The organism is Rhodococcus sp. T9N (assembly GCF_024436645.1).
Lineage (GTDB): Bacteria > Actinomycetota > Actinomycetes > Mycobacteriales > Mycobacteriaceae > Rhodococcus_F > Rhodococcus_F qingshengii.
Genome location: NZ_JAMSKS010000002.1, coordinates 524810 through 549593 on the forward strand (window position 1 = coordinate 524810; position 24784 = coordinate 549593).

A 24784-nucleotide genomic window follows, 5' to 3' on the forward strand; every position below is an offset into this window, starting at 1 on the left:
GTCAAACCCTTCGTCGGTCTTCGAATCCGAGGATCAGCCTGCCACGTCGCCGGGCCGCCACCAACCTCGCCTCCGGTGTTCCGCCGCCGATCGCGACGCCGCCTTGCCCCCGCCAGTCGGTCACCAGGGCGTCGACTGCGCGTAACTGTTTGTCCGTCAATGCTTTTGCGCCGCCCTGCAGCAGCCAGGCGCGCAGAGCGCGTCGACGGATTGCGGTGGGCGCTTCGGCAAGTGTGTCCACTTCCACTTCCCCGTCGACGACAACCCGTAGGAGTAGGGCCTCGGCGTACTCGTCGAGCGCCTCACCGTCCTCACGCAACTGCGTCGCGGTTCGGGCCAATGCTTCGGGAACTCCCCCGCCGAGAATTTCTTCGAGCAGCGGCAACGCCTCGTGCCGCAGACGTACGCGAGTGAACTCGGGATTGTTGTTGTGCGGGTCCTCCCACGGCGTGATTTCCAGGTCGACGCAGGCCGCCCTGGTCACCGATCGCCGGATGCCGAGTAGCGGCCGTCCCCAGGGAGCGTCGAATGCCGTCATACCTTGAATCGATCGCCCACCGGACCCGCGGGAGAGTCCGAGAAGCACGGTCTCGGCCTGATCGTCGAGCGTGTGTCCGAGTAGAACCGGGAGGTCAGTTCTGGCGCCGCGCAGGGCGTTGTACCGAGCCTCACGCGCAGCGGCCTCGAGACTCCCACCATCGGCTACGTCGACGGTCAGGACCGTCGCGGTCCGGCAACCCAGCGCCAGCGCCTGGTCTGCGGCCGAGCGTGCGACGGCATCGGAACCGACTTGCAGGCGATGGTCCACGATCAACGCGTCGACCGAATCGGCTTCCGCCACCGCTGCTGCGGTCAACGCCAATGAATCGGCGCCCCCGGACAGGGCGACGACCACACGGCGCCGCGGCTCGAATGCGAGCGTCCACGCCCGCACGGCCTGTCGCAGCGCCAGGAGGGCAGGCGTCTCAGGCAGCAGCATCTAGCCGAGAACGCGCTTTACCCACGCGTCGGGATTGTCGATCTCGTCGAGCAACGGCAAGGTCTCGGGCCCGGTCCAGATGGTGTTGAACTGCTCCATGCCGACCTTGAGAACCACCGCGTCGACGAAGGCCTTGCCGCGCACGTACTGCGCCATCTTGGCGTCCATGCCGAGAAGCATCTTGATGATCCGCTGCACGGGGTTGGACTTGCGCTGCCGACGCTTGTCGAAGGCCGCGCGGATCGTTGCCACCGACGGCACCACGGCGGGGCCGACGGCGTCCATCACGTGGTCTGCATGCCCTTCGAGGAGGGTGCCGAGTACAAGCATCCGATCCAGCGCGTCACGCTGAGGCTCCGCCTGCGAGGCGCGCAGCAGCCCGATGATGCCGCCCGCCGTCGCACCGTCACTGGAGTCGGGTTCCTTCCGCGAGCGCAGCTCTGCAGCAAGGCGCCCGACAACGTCGGTCATCGACTCGTCCACCGTCGCACCAAGCGTTTCGACGGATTCCTTCATGTACTCCGCTAGCCACGGCGAGGACGAGAACTGAACCCGGTGCGTGACCTCGTGCAGGCAGACCCACAACCGGAAGTCACTCGGGTTCAGCCGAAGGGACCGTTCGACGGAGACGATGTTCGGTGTGACCAGAAGCAGGGTGCCGTGCTCGCCGGTGAACGGGTCGTACTGCCCGAGGATCGCCGAAGACAGGTACGCCAGCATGGCGCCGGCCTGCAGGCCCGCCGGCTTTCCGACGATGAGATTGCCACTGCCGTCAGGGTCGGCGCCGGTGAGATGTGCCATCGACCGCGAGGCCGCCGTGATCCACCCGGCCCGGTCAAGCACGTCAGCAGCCGGGACCGGTAGACCGTCGGCCAGCCCGGTCACTTCACGAACTGGCAGTTCTGCGCGCTCGGACGCTTCGGCGAGTTCTGCGGTTGCCGTCTCGGCCGTGTAGCGAGACATCGCGGGGCCGCCGCGCGCCAGTTTTATCCCGGCTTTGGCGGCAAGACTCCAGTCGACGGCACCACCGAGCGGAGCCGAGGCGTCATCATCTTGTGGAGTCTTTTCGGCCACTATTGGCACCCGCAATTCCTCAATGCTCCGGCAATCGCGTCCAGGGCAGGACGGCTCACTTCTGGCGGCCGGTCATTGGACATCAGTGCGAAGGTGAGCACTCGCCCGTTCTGATCGACCACGAACCCTGACAACGCGCTGGCCGTTGAGAGAGTTCCCGTCTTGGCTCGCACCCAACCCGCACCGGTTCGGTTTCCGGACGCGTAGCGGTCGGACAAACTTCCTGTTCCGCCGGCCACCGGAAGGTAGTCCAGCAGGGGGCGCAGTTTCGGATCACCGTCACCGGCCGCAGCCGTCATGACGCGATCGAGTACCTGAGCGGGAATGAGATCGTCGACGGACAGTCCGCTGGAATCGTGCAGCGAAACTCCGGTGCAGTCGAACCCGGCCGCCTGCAGGGTCTTGCCGGTCGCGTCGACTGCTCCGGTGAACGAGGCTTCTATTCCGGAGGCAATTGCGACCTCACGCCCGATGGTCTCGGCGAGCACGTTGTCGGAATGTTCCATCATCTGCAGCAGCCGGTCGCTCAGCGGCGCCGACTGCACGGTGGCGATCGGCTTGGCACCGGCAGGCGCCGCGCCGAGACTCACGTTGGCGGGATCGACACCGAGCGCCTGAGCGAGCACCTTGCCCGCGTCCAACGCGGGAGTTTCCGAACGCGGCGACTCGTCTTGAGTGCCGTCGTACCGACCACCTTCGATCATCACCGATTCGATCGGGGTGATGTAGCCGGCCGCGATGTCCGCGGGGAACCAGCCGGTGGCCATGTTGTCGCCCTTGAACAAGCTCGAGTCCACCACGACGCTGGTCACCGGCGTACCGGCAGCCTTGATCTGGTCGACGAGATCCGCGATGTGAGCAGCATTGGCGTAATACCCGCTCTGCCCCTTCGGCGTGGCCGTCAGCGTCGGGTCACCACCGCCGACCAGAACGACCTGCCCGGGGCTCGCTCCGGGAACCACCGTCGTGGACAGCCGGTGGTCGAGCGGCAACTTCAGCAGTGCCGCCGATGCGGTCAGCACCTTCGTCGTGGACGCAGGCGTCATCGGCGTCGACGGGTCCGTGCTCCACAGAATGTTTCCGGTGAGCGCATCAGCGACAACTCCGGTGAACTTCCCCAGATCCGGGTTGGCCACAGCCGGGCCGATCGCCGCGGCGATTCCCGCCGCGCTCGGGATCGGTGCGTCCGTCGGGACGGGCACCACCTGAGGTGACGGCGTCACGAGCGCAGGCTGCGGCGACGTAGTCACGGTCGCACTGCCGGCAGTGTCGTTCGACGTACCGAGTTTCACGACGACAACTCCGGCGACGGCCAGTACAACCACTGCACCGACCGCCAGAAGGATGCGGAAGTTACGCCGTCGACTCTCTTCCAACGAGCCGATCTTCTTCTTTCCTTGGCCCGCCAACGCCCCTCCGTCTGTGCTCTGCCTACTGGGTGGTCAGGCAACCTTATCCTTGACCCGATATCCTTCCGACGAATCATTACCGACACGACAGCGAGGAATCGGCGTGGAGTTCGACGTCACCATCGAGATCCCCAAGGGTCAGCGCAACAAGTACGAGGTCGACCACGTAACCGGTCGCGTCAAACTCGATCGCTACCTCTACACAGCTTTCGGCTACCCGGCCGACTACGGCTTCATCGAAAACACCCTGGGTGAGGACGGCGATCCGCTCGACGCCATGGTCCTGCTCCCCGAGTCGGTCTTCCCCGGCGTCATCGTCGAGGCTCGCGCAGTCGCGATGTTCAAGATGGTCGACGAGGCCGGCGGAGACGACAAGGTCCTCTGCGTTCCGGCCGGTGACCCCCGCTGGGATCACATCCAGGATCTGGGTGACATCTCACAGTTCGAGCTCGATGCGATCAAGCACTTTTTCGTCCACTACAAGGACCTCGAGCCGAACAAGCACGTCGAGGCAGCCAACTGGGTCGGCCGCGCCGACGCAGAGGCCGAGATCGAGGCTTCGATCAAGCGTCTCGCTGCCAACGGCGGTCACTGAGCTCGAGTTCTCAGGCCTAACGAAAATCCCCGCACATCGGAAGATGTGCGGGGATTTTTGTGCTGTTTTTACTCGCCCTTGCAGTTCCTACTCACCCTTGCAGTTCCTACTCACCCTGGAAGACTGGCGGGCGCTTCTGGAAGACGGCGGTGATGGCCTCGGTCAGATCCTGCGAAGGCAGGAACGCCGCGTTCCAGGCTGCGACGTAGCGAAGGCTGTCGTTCACGCTCGCGCTGCGGGTGTGATCGAGCACGTCCTTGATCCCGTGGACGACGAGCGGCGGGTTGAGCGCAATCTCCTTGGCGGTCGCGCGCGCCGCTGCCAGTACCGCGTCGGCATCGTCGAAAACGTCGTTGACGAGGCCGATCTTCTCGGCGCGCGCTGCGTCGATGTCCTTGCCGGTCAGAGCCAACTCACGCAGGTGTCCGTCGCCGATGATCGCGGGCAGACGTGCGAGACTGCCCATGTCTGCGACGATCGCGACCTTGACCTCTCGGATGCTGAACTTGGCATCGGCACTTGCGTAGCGGATGTCCGCCGCCGTGATCAGGTCGACGCCGCCGCCGATGCACCAGCCCTGAACAGCTGCAACGACGGGCTTGCGGCAGTCTGCGACGGCATTGATGCCCGACTGCATGCGCTTGATCATGTCGTGGAACTTGGTGCGCGGGCCTGCCTGAGCCTTGTCCGCGAGGACGGCACCGAATTCACCGCTCATCGCCGGCAGGTCCAGTCCGAACGAGAAGTGCTTGCCGGAACCGGCGATGACGATTGCACGCACCTCGGGGTCGGCGTCGAGGTCGGCGAAGATTTCGGGGAGTTCACTCCAGAAATCCGGCCCCATCGCGTTGCCCTTGCTCGGCCCGATCAGCGTCACCTGGGCGATGTTGTCTTCGCGCTCGACGGTGAACGCATTCCAGCTCTTCTGTTCAGTCATTACTCAAGAGTAACTAAAGGTCGGGCTCAGCCGAAGACCGCTGCCTTCATCCGAAGATTCCTGCCTCGTCAAGTACCAGTACGACGAGGGTGACGGCCATCAGGGCGAACATGATGAGCATCGCCATCCTGGCCGCCCGCTCACTGGTCGGTGGGAAAACGCGCTGCGCCGGATGCTCGGCCACGTACTCGGACAAGGACATGGTCCTGGCACGTGAGCGTGTCGGATTCTGTACCGCTGCTGTTGTAGCCATGTCGGTAATCCTTTCAACTACGCAATCTCAGTCAGGTACCCCAAAGGTGAAGTACCCGACTGAGTTCGACTTCTCCAATGTAGACCCGCAGATCGAAGAAGTCAGCGTGAGTTTGGTGCGAATTACCTGAGAGTCAGTCCACACAGGGAATGCCGCCATTCGCGTCGGCCCGGATGGGTGATCCCTGCGCTCCCGTATCGGGAACGGTGCCGGCGGATACCGACGAGTCCGACTGCGCCGGAGCGGCCGAGAACACGGTCTGCGCATTGTCCTCACCGATCAGTACAGACACTGATTCGGCCGCTGCCTGCTCGTTAGGCACTGCGGCCACGCCCAACTGCTCGGCCAGCGCCTCTGCGACGGCTTTGGCGCCGACTCCATAGCTGACCACCGACTTTGCCGTCGCAGCTGCGGTGCTCACCTCTCCGACTTCGACTCCCGACGCTTTCATCGCCGCTGCCAACGCGGCACCCAACCCGTCCGTCGCGGTTCCGTTGCGGATGTCCACAACTTCGTTCCCGGTCGAGACAGCAGTGTCCATCGCAGGTGCAGATGCCGAGTCACCTCCCGCGAAGATCCGCGACACTTCACTACGCAGACGCGCCGGATCGACCATGTTGACGTCCTGGCCGTCGACGGTCTCGTATCCCTCGATGGGCAGGGTGTAGAAGTCGATGTTCCCACCTGCGAGAGCGCTTGCCTGAGAAGCGAATCGGACGGGATCCATGGCAGAATCGATCACCACGTCCTTCTTCACCACGTCGGCCAGTGCCGTCATCTTCGGAATGTTTCCGATGACGCCGGAGCCCTTCAAGTTGGCGATCACCGCGCTGATGAAAGCCTGCTGCCGGTGGGTGCGATCCAAGTCCCCGTTGTCCAGGCCGTGGCGTTGACGGACAAACGAAAGTGCCTGTGACGGATCGAGAGTCTGAACTCCGGCCGGGAAGTTGGCGCCCGAGAAGTCATCCTGCACCGGATTGTTGAGGCACACCTGAACGGGGCCGATAGCCGAGACGACGTCGTAGAAGCCCATCAGGTTCACTTCGGCAAAGTGATCGATCGGAACCTTGAGCAGATTCTGCACGGTGGTCAGTGTCGACCGTCTTCCGACTTCACGCGCTTGTTGCTCTCGTGCAGCAGGATCCGTCACACCGTCCGCTATGAGTTTGGCGTCCGCATCAGCCTTCGCCATTCCGTACGCTTCCTTGATCTTGGCCATTCCGTAGCCGGGTACCGCGACGTAGTCGTCGCGTGGGATCGCCACTGCACTGGCCTTGCCGCCATCGCCCGGAACATGGAGCAGGATAAGCGTGTTCGTGTTGTATCCACCCACATCACTGTCCCCCGCATGCAGCTTGTCGGTGACGAACTCAGCCGGCAGGTCGCTGCCGTCCATCGCTTTACGACTGTCGAGCCCGATCAACAAGATGTTGGTATCCCCGTCGAGCGAACTGCCGGCGTCGTCACCGAGGGCGGAGAGCGCGTCCGATCGATACAGCCCCGACGTGAGATCCGACTGCACGTACCAGCCGATTCCGACGCCCACCAGAATCGTCGTCGACAGGGACGCCGCCGCCAGCTTGCGCCCCACCGAGAGCGTCGACCGCTGCGGTTGACGCCTACGCCTGTGTCTGGTTGCCGAGTGTCGAGGTCGCGGTTCCACGGCCGACACGCTATCCAGCGTTCCTGAGTAGAACCTGTCGATACCGGACACGGCTGGTCATTGGCTGAAAAAACGCTGAGAATGAAGTCCGAATAGGGCAAATCTGCTCTAGGCTCCGCCCTGTGGACCGCCGACGCTTCCTCAGTGCCCTCGCAGCAGCAACTCTGACCGGAACCGCCGCGGTGACCATGGGAACCGCTTGTTCGTCACGTTCGGTCGGGACGGCAATCGCTGCAGCCGACGAACCAACCGACCCCGTCCCTGTCCCGGATCTCCCGCCTGCCTTGTTGCCGCCTCCACCGCCGTCTGCCCGGGTGCCGCTGCCCGCCGGCGGATCGTTGACCGCGTTACCCGGCGGTGGGGATCTGTTTGCCCTGACGGTTGACGACGGAGCCAGCTCCGAAGTCGTGCGCCTCTACACACAGTTCGCAAAAGACACCGGCATCCGTTTGACGTACTTCGTCAACGGGCAATACAACTCGTGGACCGAAAACGCCGGACTTCTCAGACCGCTGGTCGAGAGCGGACAAATTCAGCTCGGCAATCACACCTACTCGCACCCGGATCTGACGTCCGTGCCGAAGCAGCAGATCGCAGACGAGCTGACGAAGAACGGCACGTTCCTGCGCAACACCTACGGCGTGGACGCGGCGCCGTACTTTCGGCCGCCGTATGGAAGGCACAACGCGACAGTCGATTCCGTGGCCGCGAGCGTCGGCTACACCGTGCCCACCCTCTGGTACGGATCACTGTCGGATTCTTCGTTGATCACCGAGGAGTACATCCTCCAAATGGCGAACCAGTACTTCAATCCGGGGGCCATCGTGATCGGGCACCTCAACTATCTGCCCGTGACCCACGTGTATCCGCAACTGGTGGACATCATCCGGAGCCGAAACCTGCGGACTGTCACGCTCAACGATGTTTATCTGAAGCCGTGACGCCGTGGTGACCGCAGCCGACAACGAGGTCCCGGCCGACAACACGGCTCCGTCTGTGAAACAACGCACCGAGGCCTGGCTGCTCGCGGACATCACCGAGGAACCAGCCGGACATCTGGGGCCACACCGGATGGCGCCGAAGAAGGAGAAGCGCCACCCGTGGTGGAAGGTGATGTGCCTGACGGGTGTCGATTACTTCTCCACTCTCGGTTACCAACCCGGTATCGCGGCACTGGCGGCCGGCACGTTGGCTCCCATCGCGACAGTCGTATTGATCCTGCTGACACTCTTCGGCGCTCTACCGGTCTACCGGCGAGTGGCTCGCGAGAGTCCGCACGGCGAGGGTTCGATCGCCATGCTCGAGAAGCTGCTGCCCAAGTGGCGCGGCAAGATCTTCGTTCTCGTGCTTCTCGGCTTCGCGGCCACCGATTTCCTCATCACTATGACGCTCTCGGCTGCCGATGCCACGGCGCACCTCGTCGAGAACCCTTTTGCTCCAACCTTTCTCTCCGGACACACCGTCGCCGTCACCCTGGTTCTGCTCGCGCTCCTCGCTGCGGTCTTCCTCCGCGGATTCACCGAAGCGATCGGTATCGCGGTCGGATTGGTCGCCGTCTATCTCGCCTTGAACGTGGTGGTCATCTCCGTAGGTCTGTGGCACATCGCGACCGCGCCGTCGTTGGTCACCGACTGGACGCGCGCCATGACCACCGAGCACGGAAACCCGGCGATGATGATCCTGATCGCGCTGATCGTCTTCCCGAAGTTGGCTCTCGGTCTGTCCGGCTTCGAAACCGGCGTCGCGGTCATGCCGCAGATCAAGGGCGATCCGCACGACACCGAACAGAATCCACGTGGCCGCATCAAAGGTGCGCGGCGCCTGCTCACCACGGCGGCGCTGATCATGAGCGGATTCCTGCTGACGTCGAGCCTGGTCACCACCATCCTGATCCCAGAAAACGAGTTCCAACCCGGAGGCGCTGCCAACGGTCGCGCGCTTGCCTTTCTCGCCCACGACTATCTGGGTGAGATCTTCGGAACCGTCTACGATCTCAGCACGATCCTGATCCTTTGGTTTGCCGGTGCATCGGCAATGGCAGGGTTGCTCAATCTTGTTCCAAGGTATCTCCCCCGCTACGGCATGGCGCCGTCGTGGGCCCGCGCCGTGCGTCCGCTGGTCCTCGTGTTCAGCGTCATCGCCATCACTGTCACGATCTACTTCGACGCCGGTGTCGACGCTCAGAGTTCCGCGTACGCAACCGGTGTCCTCGTGCTCATCTCGTCGGCGACCGTCGCCGTTGCACTGTCCGCTCGTAAGCACGGTCAGCGAAAACTGTTCGTGGGGTTCAGTTTTGTCGCAGTTTTGTTCGTCTACACGACGATCGCGAACATCTTCGAACGTCCAGACGGTGTGAAAGTGGCGTCGTTCTTCATCGCCGCGATCATGGTGGTGTCCTTCCTTTCCCGGATCTCGCGAGCCTTCGAACTACGGGCAACCTCCGTCGAATTCGACGAGACCGCGCTGCAATTCATCGCCGAGGCAGCCGAGAAGGGTTACCTCGCGATGGTGGCGCACGACGTCGACCGTCTCGACGAGGACGAGTATCGGCAGAAGGAATCGCAGCAGCGCGCCGAAAGCAACATCCCGGAGGCGGAGTCGATCATCTTCATCGAAGTCAACGTCACAGACTCCTCCGAATTCAGCACCGACCTCCTCGTCCACGGCCGACAGCGCGGTGAGCACCGGATTCTCTGGGTCGACAGCCCGGCCGTCCCCAACACCATTGCGGCGGTTCTCCTGCGGACGAGAGACATCACCGGCGTGATTCCCGACGTCTACTTCGAGTGGACGGAGGGAAACCCGATCATGTACCTGCTCCGCTTCCTGTTCATCGGTGAGGGCGAAACCGCTCCCGTGACCCGTGAGGTCCTCCGCCGCGCCGAACCCGACCAGTCCCGCCGGCCACACGTCCACGTCGGTTGACGCCCACTCCCACTAACCGCTCACAAGCCCGCTCGCGATTGCTGTCGAACATCGCTGCATCCAGGGCTGTGGTGGCCGAGGTGGCAGGCGACCAATGCGGGCGCGATGGTGAGGGGCGTCGTTCGTCATGGCGACCTTCCATTCGTGTCTGGGGGCCAATCTCGGTCCCCTTCATGGATTTCGCCTTCTGACAACGGAAATTGCACCGGCAAGAGGGACTGGCGTGCAACTGGTGAGCGAAAAGTCTGTCCGCACGCGCGAGTGCAGATTGAAAGGCCTTTCGACCCGCAGGTGGACGGGACGATGCGACGGAGATCGAGAATGACCGCGACATACAATCGCGATCAGAGCGAAGCTCCAGGCCGAGATTCCGGCGCCGCTGTGATGGAGGGGTCAGGATGTTCGGTTGGAAAAAGAAGCGCAACGATTCAAAGATGACGCTCGACGATGTGATGTCGAAGCTCAGGCCTGACCTGAGTCGGGAATCACTCGGCGTCGGACCCGACTTTCCGGGCGTCGCCCCGAACCCGCTCATGAGCAGTGATGCACGCAAGCGCAATGCGGAACTGCGGACGGGGGTGCTTGCGCTCGGCGTTCTCGTCGACTGGCGGGAGGTCAACAGCAATCCACGCGTGGTCCTGATGTTCGACGTGGAGACCTCCGACGGCATCTTGTTCCGCGGTATCGCAGACGAAGACCTCACGATCACCGAGCTGACACGACTCGCCCCAGGACAGACGTTGCCCGTGCGCTACCGGCCGGCCGTCATGGACCACTACGTCGCCCTTGCCCGGGACGCGGACGCCGCCCACGTTCAGCAGCTCTCCGACGAGATCGCGACCCGCAAGCGGACCTGACCCGAAGCCTTGGCCGGATCCTAGGTCGCCGGCACTCCGATGATGGCGTCGGCGGTCACACGCATGTCGATCACGACGAGACTGGTTGGTAGACGCATTCTCTCGGTTGAAAATAATATGTAGACCGGTCTATTGTTGGCTCATGGCATCCAAAGGAGACCTGACAAGGGCACGGCTCGCAGAATCCATGCTCGAGCTCATCCAGACCAGCGGCTACAGCGGCACGGGCCTGAACGCCGTGATCGAACACGCCGCAGCGCCGAAAGGGTCGATCTACTTCCACTTCCCCGACGGGAAGGAAGGCCTGGGCGTCGCAGCGATTGAGCTCGCCACGAAGGCATTCGGGACGCTGATTGCAGAGGCCGCGATTTCCCGGGTCGATGCGGCCGAGGCAGCACGCGCCGCGATCGAGGCCCTGACGACCATCGTCAGCGAGAGCAACTTCCGGCGGGGTTGCCCGGTCTCTGTCGTCACCCTGGAGATGGGCGCGGAGAACGAGCGTCTGCGGCAGGCGTGCGCCGCTGCCTTTGAGTCGTGGATCGCCCTGACAACCGCGTTTCTCGAGGCCAGCGGCGTTGTCCCCGACGAGGCCCGATCCCTGGCGACCGTTGTTGTGTCGACGATCGAGGGGGCGGTCATCGTCTCTCGCGCTACGCAAAACACGCAACCCCTGATTTCGGCCGCTGACATCGTTGCGGAGCTCATCAACCAGCGCTGCCAGACCGTTGGCGGAACGCGATGACTCCACGCGACGTCTCCCGTCACGCCCTGGTCTTCGGGGCCTCAGGTCTGGTCGGTCGGCACCTCGTCCTGACCCTCGCCGAGGCTGGTACGAACGTCACGGCGGCAGTTCGGACCGCCGAGTCCGGGGCCCGTGTCGAGCGATGGGTCAGAGAGCATGGCCTGACGCGGAGCATCAGCACGACGATCGTCGACTTCGACGCTCCTGAAATCGTCGCGGGTGGCCCATCGGCGTTCCCTTTCATCACAGAGATCCACAACTGCGCCGGGTCCTACCGATTCGGAATGACCGCCCAGGAGGCACGCAGCGCGAACGTCGGCATCGTCGAGAAGCTGATCGACTTCGCCAAGGACCTCCCCAACCTGCAGCGCGTGATCCACGTGTCGGGCTACCGCGTCGGCGGACAAGACCCCACAACGGTTCCATGGCCCGACGATCACCGCACCGCGGTTTACAAGGACCTTGGCGCCTACGAAGCGTCAAAAGTGGAATCCGACGCAATCTTCCAGGCCCGAGCCCTCAAGCACGGAGTTCCCTGGACCATTGTCAATCCGTCCAGCGTGATCGGCGACAGCGCCACCGGGGAATCCGACCAGCACATCGGGCTGGCCAGCACAGTCGAGCAGATTTGGAACGGCACCGCAGCAGCGTTGCCTGGAAACGAATCGACGTTTCTCCCGATCGTCACGGTCGACTATCTGGCGGCCTTCATGACGGCAGCTGCGGTCGATCCCGCTGCTGAGGGCATGGCCTACTGGGTTCTCCACGACGACACCCCACCGCTAGCGGACCTGCTCACACACGTCGGTCGGCATCTCGGTGCGAAGGTCCCGCGGGTCAGGATTCCGATCGGCGTCATCAAGCGGCTCCCGCAGCAGATCACCAAGGCCGATCCCGAGACCCTCACCTTCATGTCCGCCGACCGCTATCCGACAGAGTCCGCCGTCGAGTTCGCCGACAGACACGGGATCCTGATGCCCGACGTGCTGGTGTCCCTCGAACGGTGGGCCGACTACCTGGCAGCGCATCGGTTTGGTGCCGTCATGTCCGCCGACCGTCGATTCGTCGACGTCGGCGGCCTGAGGACATTTGAGCTCGGCGTACCAGGATCGAGTCGGGTGATTCTTCCCGGCATGCCCGTGAACGCGGACACGTGGGCAGAGGTAGCTGCCGGCATCGAGGGGCGGGTCGTCGACTTGCCCGGCCTCGGCCTCAGTAGCGGGGCCGGCGTTCAGGACTGGGATGAGTGGCTGCCGGCGGTAGTAGCTGGTGAACCTGCTGACCTCGTCGGCCACTCCATCGGTGCGGCTGCTGCAGTAGTTGCGGCTGACCGGTTCCCGGCGCAGGTGAAGTCCCTCACGTTGATCGCACCGTTCTTCCTCCAGGCCCCGATGGGTTCCTCGGCCAGACTGAAGCCGCTCGTACGCGCCTACTTGCGACACGCAGACCCGGCACGGCTCTCACGCAAACTGACCGGATCAGAAGCGAGCGCGGATTCTCTCGTTTCCAGTCTCAGTGACCTCGAGCGAAGCAGTTCCAAGAGCGTGGCCGAGCATCTCGCCCGTGCGGGATCGAAGCGGTGGCGTGCTGAACTCCAAGAAGCGCTTAGGCGATTCAGTGGCCCGGTCCGCATCATCACAGGAAGCAAAGACCCAATCGACCCGGCCGCGGTTGCGCAGCTCGAGTCACTTCCGAACATCAAGCTGATCTCGCTGCCGGGTGCCGGGCACCATCCGCAACTAACCCATACCGATGCTCTCGTCGATCTGCTCGAGGGATCGCTCGCGTGACATAGACGCCTGCGGTTTCAGCAGCTGACAGAGATACGGGCATCCAATCTGTAGCTGGCCAGTCTGTCGGTGACCATCACACTCAGCACAACTCCAGTCCTTTGAGCAGTCGACGTAAGAGCTTCATGGCTGCCGAAGTGTTCACCAAGGCGTCAGTAAAACTGCGTTCCGCTTGAGCTCGCATGGAGTCACCTAGGAGAGCGCTATCCGCCATTCCCACGGCAATGGAAGCCACCGAATCCCACCCCAGCAATCATCTGAAGCCTCCTCGAATGCGTTGTTGCTCCGGATCAGTGACAACCGGGGAGGTCGACGGGCCGTGCAGTATTCGAATCGCGCAGTGTTCCTTCACTTCAATTGCAACGGAGGGGAGCGTTGAGTGGCTCGAGGCCGCATCACCGGAACCCGATACGAGTAGCGAGGCAACATGATCGGCGGGGCCGGCGCTGCAGCTTCGAGGGTGCCCGCCGCGAGCCTGGTGAGCAACACCCCATCGCCGACGGCATCAACCTCGTCGGCATCAGGCGGGTCCTCGAACTCGAGGACAGCACCGCAGCACTACGCCGCGACAACGCGCAAACAACACTGAAATCCGCACAGCCAGAAGGACACACCGCACAGTAAGGACCACCGCCATGGAAAACGACCGCGTACCCGCAGCCGTCGACGCGACACCCGACGCCGACTACATCGAACAATCAATACCCGTCGTCCAGGACGAAAACCTCTGAGTGAGTCACGGCACCTCATGGAGAGTTCGCCGTTCACACACCAAACGGCGCAGATAAACCGTGGAAGATCGTGACGTCTACGAGCTACTTCCGAGGCAGCGAGCGCTTGCGTCGCCCCACAAAAAGAATCGCCGAGCTACTTGCGTTCGAATGGCGTAGCCGCGAGGACGGTTACGTGAAATTCCGGTTTCCCTGCCACCGCCGCCGCCATACGGACTCACATGTTCAACGTCCCCACATCACTACGCCCCTTCCGTCGAGCCGGCCACGCCCGAACTGCCTTCCGCCCGGAGAAAACCGCCAACGCTCCCGTCGCCAATGACAGCGAACTGCTCAAAGCCACGATCAGCGTCGGACTCGATCCGACCAAGTGACCACTCGAACCCCGCCACAACCTGACCGTCTGCCCCACAGCGTATTCGTGCGCGCTGGAGCACTCGACGAACGATTCGATGTGGTCCACCTCGTCCTGCGCCCATCCCACCGTATAGGTGCGCGGATGCACACAACGGCCCAGCGTGGCACCGTCCTCCACGTCCAGCACCCTCGCTTCGACAGCAGGACCCATACCACCGGAGATCGACTGCACAGCAATGCTGAACGTCACCACCGCGCAGATGAGTGCTGCCAGAGCAAGTATCGACAATGCGGCGACGATCCACATCCCCCTCCGCTCGCCCACCGTATCCACCCTCGACCTCATAGATTCTTGATATGACATCTACGGCCCGATACAAAATCGAGCCAACCGCGAACTCGCGCGGAGCCTCCACGACTGCCAGCGAACGAGACACACTCCCTGCCCATTGCAGGGGCCGACGCCGAGAGCCTCAAACGAGAGCCGACCCTGTCAAGCCGCTGGTCGCCTTTCGGAGACGGCGGGATCGCCAACCGATCTCCGTGAAGTTGCATCAGACGCAACGTTATTGGCCTCTTTTCGGGACAGATTGCTCGCCATCTCCTGTGGTCATCGGCGCCCGGTTGAGTCGGCTTCGTCAGCGAACCTTGTCGGGTGGAGACCGTGTGGGTCAGCTCGTTACGCCGCGTTAAGAACCTGAAAACTCGGTGAGCAAACCTTCCTTTCCCAGGTGAAGCGGCGGATTATCGAAGTGGCCGCGCATCTGGTTACCGCGCGGCATGTCGAGCGCGCCTGAAGGCACAACGGGCCGGGAGGTCACATGCTGCTACATCAATCGATCGGGTTGGAGCGCTTCAACGAACTACCGCGGCAGAAGGCAGTTCACGCATTGTTCGAGTGCTGCTGCTCGCTGACGTGGGCCGGGTGGGTCAGCGACGGACGTCCGTTCGCCGACCACGCGGAGATCCTCTCGCGCGCCGAGGACGCGATTCTCAACCTCTCGGACGAGGACGTCGAACGCGCCCTGCAATGCCATCCACCCGTAGGCGTGCGCAAGAACAGCGTGCCGTCCCACCTCGAGCAATGCTCGATCTGGGTTCCGGACGACGCCGTCATGGCAACCATCTATCGCGCCGGCGAGGAGTACGAGCGGAACTTCGGCTTCCGGTATCTGTGGTGTTCGCACGGCCACGACGCCGACGACCTGCTCGAGAACATCGGCCAGCGCATGTCCAACGAACGGTCCGTCGAGCGCAAGGTCTGCGTCGACGAGCTCGCCAAGATCACGCGGACGAGGATCGAGCGCATGCTGGGACCCGAGGACGGCTATCCCGAGTACTGAAAAGAAAAGCGGGTGCAGCGCTTTCGCGCCGCACCCGCTTTCATGCTCTGAATCGATCAGAGATCGAACTCGGCCGGAGAAATTCCGACTGCAAAACACATGTCGCGTACGACGCCGCGCTCGTGCTCGTCGAAGTTGCCGTCCGCGCCGCCGATGATGATGCCGATCTGGATGACCGCGCGGGCCTGATCCTGCTTCGACTTGAGCTTGGCGATGGTCGCGGTTGCCTCGACCTTGCCGAACTCGTAGTCCGAGGACAGCTTGCTGCAGTACCAGTCGAACTGCTCACGAAGCTCGTCCGGCGGGAAGACCGCGAGCGACTCGTTGCTCATGATCAGCGCGGCGGTCTTCTGACGCTCCGACGGATCGATCGAACCGTCTGCGGCGGCGATCAACGCGCACATTGCCATGCTCGCGTTCTTGAATTCCTTGTTCTGGAACTGGCTGGTCTTTGTCTTGAGCTGGCCGTTCATCTCCTGAGCCTTAGCCTTCAACTGATCCCAGAATGCCATGAGTCTCCTCGAGTATTGCCGCCACACACCGCGCGTGGTCGTACCACCACTCTGCCTGTGTGCTCGGCAATCCGCCATCGGCCGCTAGGTGCGGTCGAACACTGCCAGAATTCGCGACTCGGAGATCGGGTCGAGCACGTCCGGGGTGAAGTGCCATTGCGTGCGGGTCCACGGATCGTGAACCTCCGTCTGCCCTGCTGCCGAAAGATGTTGGCACCCCTCGGACAGTGCGGCGACGGATTCTTCCGCGAAGTTCGACTCGTCCTCTCCGACAATCAGTATGGACAAACCGATTGCCGGCCCGCGTTCGGCGAGGAACATGATGGTCTGTGCGTCTTCGGCGGAGTATCCGTGCGGGAAATCGCTGAGGATCAACAGGCGCAGGGAACTCGGCCCGTCGGCGACGCCACTCATTCGCGCGAGTTCGCCCATGTCGACGGCCTCGGCCAGTGCCCGCAAGCGCGCCGAGATCTCGGTGTGAGCGGTGATGACCGGCCCCGCGAGCATCGGTGCCAGTCGGTCGGTCAGTGGCGTGAGCGAGCCGGTCAGGTCGACGACGTCGAGTAGCGGCATCGGGCCGGCGGCCATGACGCGCACGGTGACGGCACTGATCAGACCGAGCGCTGCTTTGCTCGACGTACTGTCCACCCAGATCGGCCGGCGCAATGGCAACGGGACGCAGTACGGAACGGTGAGTGTGCCGCGGTCCGGAGCCGACAGCTCGCCAAGACGCATTCCGTCGCTGACGGCTGTGATCTGGGCCGGATCGGTTGTACCCGCCCACGACACCGACTTCCACGACGCCATCGACCGTGGGAGCACGCCGTCGATCACACCGAGTTCGTGCGCAAGCTGAGCGCTGTCGCGGGCGTGGTTGTCCCGTGCGAGTGAGACGAGGTCGTCGTGACGCTTCTGTGCGGCGTCGCGCGCCGCCACTCCCGCTGCCGAGTTCCGCAACGACGGATCTGCGACGGCAGCGGTCAGATCTTCGTCCAAACGGGCAAGCGCGTACTCGCTGCTGGAGACGAAGGAAGCGGCAGATCGTGAGGCATCCTCGAAGATCATCCACGCGCGCTCGAGGCCTCGGCCCACCTCCAACGGCTCCACTGCGGAGTCCCACGCGGGCGCGGCTGTCGGAGCTGGTTGTGCCGGCTCGTCGTCCACCTCGACGCCGTGCACCGAGATCAGTTCCGCCAGACCACCCGCATAGCCCTGCCCTACGGCCCGAATCTTCCAGGCACCGGACTTTCGGTACAGCTCCCAGCAGATGACCGCTGTCTCGGTGCCTGCGGTGGGGATCGCGAATTCGGCCAGGACCGAACCGGATTGATCGCTCAGGGTGGCGGAGAGCCCGGCCGTGCGAAAGGCGCCCGCGGCCGTCGCTGCCGGATCCACGCTGACGATGCACAACACCGCTGCCGCATCGGGGTGAAGTCGATCGAGTTCCATCCGGATGCCACTCTCGTCGAGTTGCACTCCAGCGGTGGATGGTTGGTTGTAGAACACGAAGTCCGCGGACGTCAATGCCCGCAGGTTCGCGTCCGCTACCAGCGCCGACACGTCGAACGGCGTCTGGCTCTCGGCTCGAAACGTCACCACGGGCGCCTGCAGCGGCGCGTTCTGTCCGGGAACAAAAGTCATACCCACAGCAGCGAACTATGCCATGACCGGGCTCTCTCGGTCAGCCTTGCACGTCCGCCACCACTAGATCGGCCACCGCGGTCATCCCAGCGTCCGTGAAGTGCAAGCGTTGCGCCGTCGACTCCGAGAACAGGCCTTCGAACCAACGCTGATCTGCACTCGCACATGCGTCGTGCCCGCCGGCGATGCTCGCCGCCGCAATGTCGACAGTGCGCACACCGTGGGCGTGGGCGACCTCGTCGAACTTCGTGTTGTAGCGAGCGAAGTAGTCCATGAACCAGGATGCGTCGGCGTCTGAGAACGGAATGTTCGGCCAGCATCCGCGAGAGGAGATCATGCCGCCCTCACCGATCAGGTAGATGCGAGCGTTCGGCGCGCGCTGCGTGACCGCGGTCAGGATGCGATCCAATTCTCCGGCAGCCCGGTCGATTCCGGACTGGGCGACGGAATTCGCGAGCGGGTCGTACCGGCATCCACGATCAGTTCCCGGTCCCGGAGCGACGCACAGGGGGCCGAGGAAGATGCTGTTGGAGTCGTTGCCGCCGATCGAGATGGTGATCAGGTCGGTGTCCGGGTGAACGGCATCGAGTTGGACAGGCCAGTAGTTCGGAATCAGCTGTGGAGTGTCGATGATGTTCTCGGCGCGTGCCGCGCTGCAAGAGACGTCGGCGAACTCCGCGACCTCGAGTGCCCGAGAGATCTTGCCCGCGAAGTTCTCGTACGAACGCGAACAGGCGTCGGGGTACATCGGTTCCAGCCTTGGGCCGGAGGCGCGGGAGTCACCGAGGGCGACGTACTTGATCCCGGTGCCGGATACACCTGACAGCGTTTCCGACTGCGGCACCGAAGCCTGCGCGATTCCGGTGCTCACGAGCGCCAGCACAACGCCTGCGACGGCCGCCGCCCGACCGAGAAGTTTCCCTCGAATGATCATCTACTGTGCCAAGTCCTCTCGCGCACGGCCGCTCGACTGACGGCTCGACATGCCGCATGAGGTTAACGCACAGAGGGGGAAACGATGTCCGGTTCGACGGACGGCGATCGAAATCACCTACCGCCGAACCGGATTCATCTCGACTATGCAGTCTCGACTCAAGCAGTGAGGAAACGGCCCAGCTGCGGCGCAGCTTCTCCTGCGTGCTTGGCCTGGATACCTTCACCGATGGCCTGCAGCTTCCATTCACCGTTCACGCGGTACACCTTTGCCATCACCATTCCGGTGAAAGCCATGCCGCCCTGGAGCGTGTATCGAGCGAGCTCGGAGTTGGTGGTGCTGTCCACGAGACGGCAGAAAGCGTTGGAGACCTGCTCGAACGTGTGTCCGCGGTACGAGGTCACGGTGAAGATCACGGTGGTCACGTGAGCCGGGACCCGCTGCAGATCGACGAGCATGACCTCGTCGTCGCCGTCTCCGTCGCCGGTCAGGTTGTCACCCATGTGACGGACCGAGCCGTCCTTGGACGTCAACTGACCGTAGTAGCAGACGTCGACGAGGTTGCCGTCGGCGTACAGGAGTGCCGAAGCGTCGAGGTCGACGTCGGCGGTACGGCTTCCGAACAGGCCGCTCTTCTTGATCGGATCCCAACCCAGACCCATCTGGATCATGGTGAGCGCGACGCCGCCCTCCTTGCGGAGTGTGACCTTCTGTCCCTTGGTCAGGCTGACGGGGCGTCCCTTGACCAGGCTCACCTCGGGCTGCTGGGCCGGCGGCTGGTTCTGCACGGGAGGCGCCGGGGGCGCCTGGTTGTACGTCGGCTGCTGGTTGTACGCAGGCTGTTGGTTGTAGGCAGGCTGCTGCGCCGGCGGGTAGGCCGGCGGCGTCGGTCCCTGGTTGTAGGCCGGCGGCTGGTTGTACGCGGGCGGGGCCGGCGGAACCGGCGGCGCGTTGTACGAAGGCTGCTGCTGCGGCGGCTGGTTGTACGCCGGCGGTGTAGGAGCGACGGACGAGGGCGGGGTGATCGGCGCCGGAGCCGCGACCGGAGTGGGAGGCGGCGGTGGTGCATCGTCGACGGACACACCATGATCGGTGACCAGCGCGGCAAATCCACCCGCGTACCCCTGGCCGACGGCGCGCACCTTCCATGCACCCTGGCGTCGGTACACCTCGAGCGCGATGACGATGGACTCGGTGGTGAGGCCGTCGATCACGTACTCGTACAACACGTTCCCGGCCGCATCGGAGACCCGAGCGGTCGGTGCAGCAGTGCGCCCGAAGTTCGACGAAGCGTCGTCGAGCGTGATGACGGCGCGAACCTGCTCGATATCGGCGGGTACGCCGGCGAGTGAGACTCGGAGTGAGGCAATGCCACCCGGGTTGGGTACCAATTGCACGCCGGGTCCGGTCGGCTGGTTGAAGAAGACGAAGTCGGCGTCGGAACGAACTTTTCCGTTGCTCGTCACGAGGAGTGCAGACAGGTCAGCGGCCGCAGCCAGCTGAACCGAGACAACTACATCCGAGACGTCCAGTGGGCCGTTCTGCCCTTTGGCAAGCGATACAGACAACTAAATCCCCTTCATAGAGAGCGTGTATTACCCGAGCGCGGAAGAGAACCACCGCAAGATCTCCGCGCTCGCTGCGATACCGGACCTTTCTGTCACAGTAACGGTCGGCCGTTGCCAATTCAGTTCTTCCAGCTCACCGTGCCTGGGCCTGATCGCGAAATCGGAGTATTCGAGCATGTCCGCATCCAATGCGCCGTCACCAGCCGAGATCACGACGGCGGACTGATCCAGATCACCCGACTCGACCAGTCTGCGGCGCACCTCTGCCAGCGCTCGTGACTTCGAGACCGCGTCGGGCATCGTGTAGATCTTGCGGCCTTGACGCGAGACATTCCAGCCCCGCGTCACGCACCACCCATTCCATTCGGTTTCGAAATCACTCGGCATCACGGCCAGATCGACGACCAGGTATGGAAACAGGTCGTCGGCAACACGAATGGAGCTGACCCAACTCGAGTCGATCCGCGATTCCAGTTCCGCCTGAACCTGCGGCAACTCGGCGCCGGACTTACGGGTCGAACGGTCGATCTCGTTTCGCCAGTCGCGATCGGCCTCGCCGTCTACGAGGATGTTTCCGCCGTTGCTCGTGATCGCGTACTTCCACGGTCCGCCGGGAAGATCGATCCGCTGGAACTGCGCAATGGTCCTGGTCGTCGTCGGAATCACCGGAACCCGCGAGCTGAGCGCGGTCAGCAGTTCGATCGATTCGACGCTCATGTGCGAGAGCGGACCGCCGTTGTAGTACTCGACGCACAGCGGGCTCGGTGCCGAATCCAGGTCGGAGCCACTGGGATCGCCGCCGATCGCGGCCTGCGAATAGATCATCGTGCGGTCCAGATCCGTGGCGATCAGGACCTGGGACGCAGCGGTGTCCACACGGCTCACGTGATGTCCTTGATCAGGCCGACACACGAGTAGGCGAGATCCGGGACGACCTCGACCGGGACCCCACGGGCCTGTGCCAACAACCGGATGTGTGCGTGCTCCGGGGCTTCGAGTTCGCGCACCAGAACCTTCCAGGGAAGCCGGCGCAGCAGCACCCTGGTTGTTTCTCCGACACCGGGTTTGACGAAGTTGACCGTCGAGATCCCGTACTCGGCCTGCACCTTCTCCACCGACTCCCAACCGGCCCAGGTCGGCGTCCGATCGGAATCGAGCACTGCAGCAAGAGAATCCGCTGCGTCGCCGCGAACCGAATCGAACTCGGCCGAGACCACGTCGAGCAACCTGTTGGAAACGTCGACGTCGGCGAGGTCGGCGTAGAACTTGGCGCCGTGGAAATCGCCGGGCCCGATGAGGGTGTCGTTGAGGACAGTTCGTGAGACCAAGCCGGACACCGTCGAATTGAGGCACGCCGACGCGATCAGGAAGTCGTCACGGGTCCCGTACGTTCGCACGCAGTGTCCGGGGTCGGCGAGAACAGCCAGATCGGAGTCGAACTTCGCTCCGCCTGCCTCGTGGTACTCCGTCAACGCTGCGTCGAGTTCGCGGGCGATGGCGCCCTTGCCCGTCCAGCCGTCGACGAAGACGACGTTCTCCGAGTCGTGATGGTGCGCAAGATAATCGAGTGCGACGGAATCGATTCCTTTGCCACGGACGATGGACACCGCATAGTGCGGCAACGTCAACCCGCGGGTCTGCTGGGCCCAGCGCCGCATCAGAATCCCGATCGGTGTTCCGGCCCGGGCGAGTGAGACCAGCGTGATGTCACTCCCCCGCTCGGCCAAGACCAGGTCCATCACGGTCCCGACAGCGCGCGCCAACCGTGGAGCGCTCTCGGCGAGCACCGTCTCGAAAAGATCCCGGTATGCCTGATCGGGTTGGTACTCGATGGGGAGAGACTCGGCATAGTGCGCCTCACCCGACTGAATACGCTTCTCGCGCACGGATACATCCGCTTCGAGATCCACGTGCGAGAGATCCTTGAGCAGCCACTTCACTTCGCCCGGCGCGTACGAACCGAATTCGGGCCCGACCAATGGTTCGTTCATGACGAGCTCCCTGCTCTGGAATCTCGCAGCGCCGACGGATCGGCCCCGCGAACGGTGGCGACCAGGACGTCGGTGCCGGAGTTCCGCAACACCTCGACCACTCCGTCCATCGCCGTCAACCGATCGGTGTCTGCGGGCTCGTCGATGACCAGCAACGCAAGGGCGTCGACCGCCGCATCAGGCCACTGCGCGTTGTAGACGTATCGAGGGTCGTTCTCACCCAGTTCGGGCGCCGGAAAGGTGAACCCGCGACGCAGCGGGTATCCCGGCACGTCGACGACGTACGCGGGTGAGCGAGTTGTGGTCTGGTAACGAACTGCTCGCCCAGAGCTTTCCAAGCCCGCAGCGATGCGCAGTGGCAGGTACATCAACTCCTCGTGACCGATCACGATCACAGCACGCGACGCGTCGATCGACGATTTGAGAATGGACACCGCTGCCTCGACGGCTGACTCGAATGCCGCGGTGTCGCCGTCGAGAAAGCCGTGCCTGCCACCGTCGGGGACATGTGCCGGCCACGGCAGATCCATCTGAGACAGCGTGCCGCGGCGATCACCGATCGGATTGAGATCCGGAGCATCCAGCGCCGTGACGCGCTCGGTCAGGCCGTCGGGCAGGACCGTCGAACCCGAAGCGAGAGAGACGTAGTCGATTCGTACATTCAACTCTGCCGCCGCGGCTTCGCCGGCGACTCGGTGTTCCTCGGTTCTCATGTCCACCAGCGAGGCCACGACGTAGCGGCTTCGCGGGCATTGCCCGTGCAGCGCCCGGATGGCATCGATCGCGGTGGCGCCGGTGGAGATCTCGTCGTCGACGAGGACCAGAGGCAGGTCGTTCTCGAACAGTTCGGCGGACGTCGGCTGCATCAGATGGCTCGTGGCGTGCGAGTGCCCCTCCTCGAATCCGGCGAGCGTCGTAGCCCCTGGTACGTCTCGGCGCGTGGAGTGCAGGTAGCAGTGAGCGTGCAGGCGAGCTGCGACGCAGTGGCCCAAACCTGTTGCGGTTTCGGCAAACCCGAGAACGACGACGTCGACACCCTCACCGAGGGTTGTCCGCACCAGATCGCCGAGGTCGTCGGCAGCGCCGATGACCACGGACGGCTCGGTGGGCACGTGCTTTCCCAGCACGGTGGACACCAGCAGATGAGCGCGACGCGGATTCCGCCGAAGTCCCGGGATCACCAGATCGGGCACCGAATGCCCGAGTGACGAATCACCGTGAACGAGGTCCAAGCCGAATTCTGCTGTAGCCCAGGGAACCTCCTTGGACTGGACAAGCTCTGTCATCGATCGACCAACGCCGTCAGCAACTCGACGAACGTGATTCCCTTGTTGGTCACACCGAACACGTGAGCTCGGAGCGCAGTCTGATGGGCCCAATTGCGGTGCGGCTTCATCTCGTTCATCTTGTTCCGGTAGCCGGACGCCTGAACTCCCCCGGCGTCGGCACCGAGAATGTCGAGGGCATCGTGATATTCCTCGTGCGTGACAGCGGACAGTGCATTGACCGCTGCGACGTGCGACGGGTGGATGACCGTCTTGCCCTGGATTCCGTTGGCTCGGTCCAGCGCGATCTCACGGAGCAGACCGTCGAGGTCGCGGCTGACGAGATGCTGACGGAACCGGACGGCGTCGTGTTCCTCGAACGGGGTGGCGCGCAGCATCGGCCGGAACATGCGTTCGTGATCGGCGAAGTACTCCCACACGGGCCCGGTGATGACAAAACCCGAACCGTCCGCGCGCCCGAGATAGTTGACGATGTCGGCGATGACGTCGACCACCACGCGCACGTCGTAGATGGTCAGATCGCGGTCACGACGGATGCCGAAGGTGCTGCACATGTCGGTGGCGCCGATGCGGACGGCAAGGATGCGATCGCGGTGCTGCCCGAGAATCCCACTGATGGTGCGCAATTCGAGATCACGCGTATCGCGGTGCACCAGCGCGGGTGATTCGAGTACCGGCATCGCGTAGAGATGCTTACCCAGCAACTCGGATGCGTCCGCGACGGCGTCGAGAAACACGGGGCCGGACTCGCTGCCGAACTTGGGGATTACGAACCCGGTGAGCGCGGCGCGCCCCTCGGTCAACGACGCGGCGACCTTGTGGATGTCCGCGACTTCACGGACCCGTACGAACAGCAGCATGCCGACGGCGTCGGTGGACGCGATCTTGTCGAGAGCTTCGACCGCGTTCGCTCGCGCCGATTCGACCTCGTGATCGGCGACGGCATCCTCGAGATCGAGCACCATCGAGCTGACGCCCTCGGACGCACGCTTGGACACGATGTCGGCCAACCCGGCCCGGGTGGCAGGAACGTAGAGAGTTGCACCCAGAGCAATCGCGAGCAGATCCCTCTCGTCGGAATCCGCGAACGATCGAGGCGCATGCAGGAACAGTTGCTCCCGCACGTCATCCTCGAGATGTTGAAAGTGCTGCATTTCTCTTCTCTCTGTAACCGCAATCAAGTCCATGAAACGACCC

General features: G+C 63.5%; 22 protein-coding genes. 7 read left to right on the forward strand and 15 right to left on the reverse strand.

The features are described from left to right. Position 1 precedes the first annotated feature (1 nt). From tilS to dacB, 3 genes are read right to left on the reverse strand one after another with little or no spacing between them, the layout of a single operon-like run. Positions 2-979, reverse strand: coding sequence for a tRNA lysidine(34) synthetase TilS (gene tilS / locus M1L53_RS06140; protein WP_054187887.1), 978 nt, complete (start codon positions 977-979; stop codon positions 2-4). After that, entirely contained in the window at positions 980-2053 is a 1074-nt protein-coding gene (locus M1L53_RS06145) for a zinc-dependent metalloprotease (protein WP_054187886.1), read from the reverse strand. After that, entirely contained in the window at positions 2053-3462 is a 1410-nt protein-coding gene (dacB, locus tag M1L53_RS06150; RefSeq protein WP_054187885.1) for a D-alanyl-D-alanine carboxypeptidase/D-alanyl-D-alanine-endopeptidase, read from the reverse strand. The genes M1L53_RS06145 and dacB overlap by 1 nt, the downstream gene beginning before the upstream one ends. A 103-nt stretch (positions 3463-3565) precedes the next feature. Here dacB and M1L53_RS06155 point away from each other — a divergent pair, with 103 nt between their 5' ends. Then, positions 3566-4057, forward strand: a complete 492-nt coding sequence (locus M1L53_RS06155) for an inorganic diphosphatase (RefSeq protein WP_054187884.1) — start codon at positions 3566-3568, stop codon at positions 4055-4057. A gap of 106 nt (positions 4058-4163) precedes the next feature. Here the strand turns inward: M1L53_RS06155 and M1L53_RS06160 are convergent, their stop codons facing one another. From M1L53_RS06160 to M1L53_RS06170, 3 genes are all read right to left on the reverse strand, one after another. Next, positions 4164-4994 (reverse strand): crotonase/enoyl-CoA hydratase family protein, encoded by an 831-nt coding sequence (locus M1L53_RS06160; RefSeq protein ID WP_003941098.1) that lies wholly within the window; start codon positions 4992-4994, stop codon positions 4164-4166. Positions 4995-5040: 46 nt separating this feature from the next. Next, on the reverse strand, positions 5041-5247 hold the full coding sequence (locus tag M1L53_RS06165; RefSeq protein WP_124568973.1) for a hypothetical protein: 207 nt from the start codon (positions 5245-5247) through the stop codon (positions 5041-5043). Positions 5248-5380: 133 nt separating this feature from the next. After that, complete coding sequence (locus M1L53_RS06170) at positions 5381-6910, reverse strand: LCP family protein (RefSeq protein WP_228232425.1); 1530 nt, start codon at positions 6908-6910, stop codon at positions 5381-5383. Between the two features lie 122 nt (positions 6911-7032). Between M1L53_RS06170 and M1L53_RS06175 the strand changes: the two genes are divergently transcribed. The 5 genes from M1L53_RS06175 (at position 7033) to M1L53_RS06195 (ending at position 13224) form a co-directional block, all read left to right on the forward strand. Continuing rightward, positions 7033-7851, forward strand: coding sequence for a polysaccharide deacetylase family protein (locus M1L53_RS06175; protein WP_003941121.1), 819 nt, complete (start codon positions 7033-7035; stop codon positions 7849-7851). Between the two features lie 4 nt (positions 7852-7855). Then, a complete protein-coding gene (locus M1L53_RS06180; RefSeq protein ID WP_078377438.1) occupies positions 7856-9835 on the forward strand; it encodes an amino acid permease in 1980 nt (659 codons plus the stop codon). A gap of 434 nt (positions 9836-10269) precedes the next feature. Then, positions 10270-10692, forward strand: coding sequence for a hypothetical protein (locus M1L53_RS06185; protein ID WP_228232423.1), 423 nt, complete (start codon positions 10270-10272; stop codon positions 10690-10692). A 142-nt stretch (positions 10693-10834) separates the two neighbouring features. Then, positions 10835-11434, forward strand: coding sequence for a TetR/AcrR family transcriptional regulator (locus M1L53_RS06190; protein ID WP_039972767.1), 600 nt, complete (start codon positions 10835-10837; stop codon positions 11432-11434). Continuing rightward, entirely contained in the window at positions 11431-13224 is a 1794-nt protein-coding gene (locus tag M1L53_RS06195) for an alpha/beta fold hydrolase (RefSeq protein ID WP_054187882.1), read from the forward strand. The genes M1L53_RS06190 and M1L53_RS06195 overlap by 4 nt, the downstream gene beginning before the upstream one ends. Positions 13225-14172: 948 nt before the next feature. On the opposite strand, the gene M1L53_RS06200 is transcribed toward M1L53_RS06195, so the two are convergent. After that, a complete protein-coding gene (locus M1L53_RS06200) occupies positions 14173-14637 on the reverse strand; it encodes a hypothetical protein (protein WP_136472130.1) in 465 nt (154 codons plus the stop codon). A 496-nt stretch (positions 14638-15133) separates the two neighbouring features. Here M1L53_RS06200 and M1L53_RS06205 point away from each other — a divergent pair, with 496 nt between their 5' ends. Next, a complete protein-coding gene (locus tag M1L53_RS06205) occupies positions 15134-15655 on the forward strand; it encodes a 2-oxo-4-hydroxy-4-carboxy-5-ureidoimidazoline decarboxylase (RefSeq protein WP_007727034.1) in 522 nt (173 codons plus the stop codon). A 56-nt stretch (positions 15656-15711) separates the two neighbouring features. Here M1L53_RS06205 and M1L53_RS06210 read toward each other — a convergent pair whose 3' ends face one another. From M1L53_RS06210 to M1L53_RS06245, 8 genes are all read right to left on the reverse strand, one after another. Then, positions 15712-16167: a tellurite resistance TerB family protein gene (locus tag M1L53_RS06210; protein ID WP_003941110.1), complete on the reverse strand. Its 456-nt coding sequence runs from the start codon at positions 16165-16167 to the stop codon at positions 15712-15714. Between the two features lie 84 nt (positions 16168-16251). Then, positions 16252-17808, reverse strand: coding sequence for a TerD family protein (locus tag M1L53_RS06215; RefSeq protein ID WP_052959813.1), 1557 nt, complete (start codon positions 17806-17808; stop codon positions 16252-16254). A gap of 40 nt (positions 17809-17848) precedes the next feature. After that, positions 17849-18742: an SGNH/GDSL hydrolase family protein gene (locus M1L53_RS06220; RefSeq protein ID WP_047269678.1), complete on the reverse strand. Its 894-nt coding sequence runs from the start codon at positions 18740-18742 to the stop codon at positions 17849-17851. Positions 18743-18900: 158 nt separating this feature from the next. Continuing rightward, complete coding sequence (locus tag M1L53_RS06225; protein WP_054187881.1) at positions 18901-20310, reverse strand: TerD family protein; 1410 nt, start codon at positions 20308-20310, stop codon at positions 18901-18903. A 27-nt stretch (positions 20311-20337) separates the two neighbouring features. Further along, entirely contained in the window at positions 20338-21195 is an 858-nt protein-coding gene (locus M1L53_RS06230; RefSeq protein WP_007727039.1) for a hypothetical protein, read from the reverse strand. Further along, positions 21192-22301, reverse strand: a complete 1110-nt coding sequence (locus M1L53_RS06235; protein ID WP_003941082.1) for a cysteine protease StiP family protein — start codon at positions 22299-22301, stop codon at positions 21192-21194. The genes M1L53_RS06230 and M1L53_RS06235 overlap by 4 nt, the downstream gene beginning before the upstream one ends. Next, the gene (locus M1L53_RS06240; protein WP_054187880.1) at positions 22298-23587 is read right to left on the reverse strand and encodes a phosphoribosyltransferase family protein; all 1290 of its coding nucleotides are present in this window, start codon (positions 23585-23587) and stop codon (positions 22298-22300) included. Before M1L53_RS06240 ends, M1L53_RS06235 begins: the two co-directional genes overlap by 4 nt. Then, the gene (locus M1L53_RS06245) at positions 23584-24741 is read right to left on the reverse strand and encodes an HpcH/HpaI aldolase/citrate lyase family protein (RefSeq protein WP_054187879.1); all 1158 of its coding nucleotides are present in this window, start codon (positions 24739-24741) and stop codon (positions 23584-23586) included. Before M1L53_RS06245 ends, M1L53_RS06240 begins: the two co-directional genes overlap by 4 nt. Between the last annotated feature and the right edge of the window lie 43 nt (positions 24742-24784).

What these genes read in the sequence shown, in the direction of transcription:
- tilS (WP_054187887.1), bottom strand. Translation starts at nt 979, where the DNA reads ATGCTGCTGCCTGAGACGCCTGCCCTCCTGGCGCTGCGACAGGCCGTG.
- M1L53_RS06160 (WP_003941098.1), bottom strand. Translation starts at nt 4,994, where the DNA reads ATGACTGAACAGAAGAGCTGGAATGCGTTCACCGTCGAGCGCGAAGAC.
- M1L53_RS06165 (WP_124568973.1), bottom strand. Translation starts at nt 5,247, where the DNA reads ATGGCTACAACAGCAGCGGTACAGAATCCGACACGCTCACGTGCCAGG.
- M1L53_RS06185 (WP_228232423.1), top strand. Translation starts at nt 10,270, where the DNA reads ATGACGCTCGACGATGTGATGTCGAAGCTCAGGCCTGACCTGAGTCGG.
- M1L53_RS06190 (WP_039972767.1), top strand. Translation starts at nt 10,835, where the DNA reads ATGGCATCCAAAGGAGACCTGACAAGGGCACGGCTCGCAGAATCCATG.
- M1L53_RS06195 (WP_054187882.1), top strand. Translation starts at nt 11,431, where the DNA reads ATGACTCCACGCGACGTCTCCCGTCACGCCCTGGTCTTCGGGGCCTCA.
- M1L53_RS06205 (WP_007727034.1), top strand. Translation starts at nt 15,134, where the DNA reads ATGCTGCTACATCAATCGATCGGGTTGGAGCGCTTCAACGAACTACCG.
- M1L53_RS06210 (WP_003941110.1), bottom strand. Translation starts at nt 16,167, where the DNA reads ATGGCATTCTGGGATCAGTTGAAGGCTAAGGCTCAGGAGATGAACGGC.
- M1L53_RS06215 (WP_052959813.1), bottom strand. Translation starts at nt 17,808, where the DNA reads ATGACTTTTGTTCCCGGACAGAACGCGCCGCTGCAGGCGCCCGTGGTG.
- M1L53_RS06220 (WP_047269678.1), bottom strand. Translation starts at nt 18,742, where the DNA reads ATGATCATTCGAGGGAAACTTCTCGGTCGGGCGGCGGCCGTCGCAGGC.
- M1L53_RS06235 (WP_003941082.1), bottom strand. Translation starts at nt 22,301, where the DNA reads ATGAACGAACCATTGGTCGGGCCCGAATTCGGTTCGTACGCGCCGGGC.
- M1L53_RS06240 (WP_054187880.1), bottom strand. Translation starts at nt 23,587, where the DNA reads ATGACAGAGCTTGTCCAGTCCAAGGAGGTTCCCTGGGCTACAGCAGAA.
- M1L53_RS06245 (WP_054187879.1), bottom strand. Translation starts at nt 24,741, where the DNA reads ATGCAGCACTTTCAACATCTCGAGGATGACGTGCGGGAGCAACTGTTC.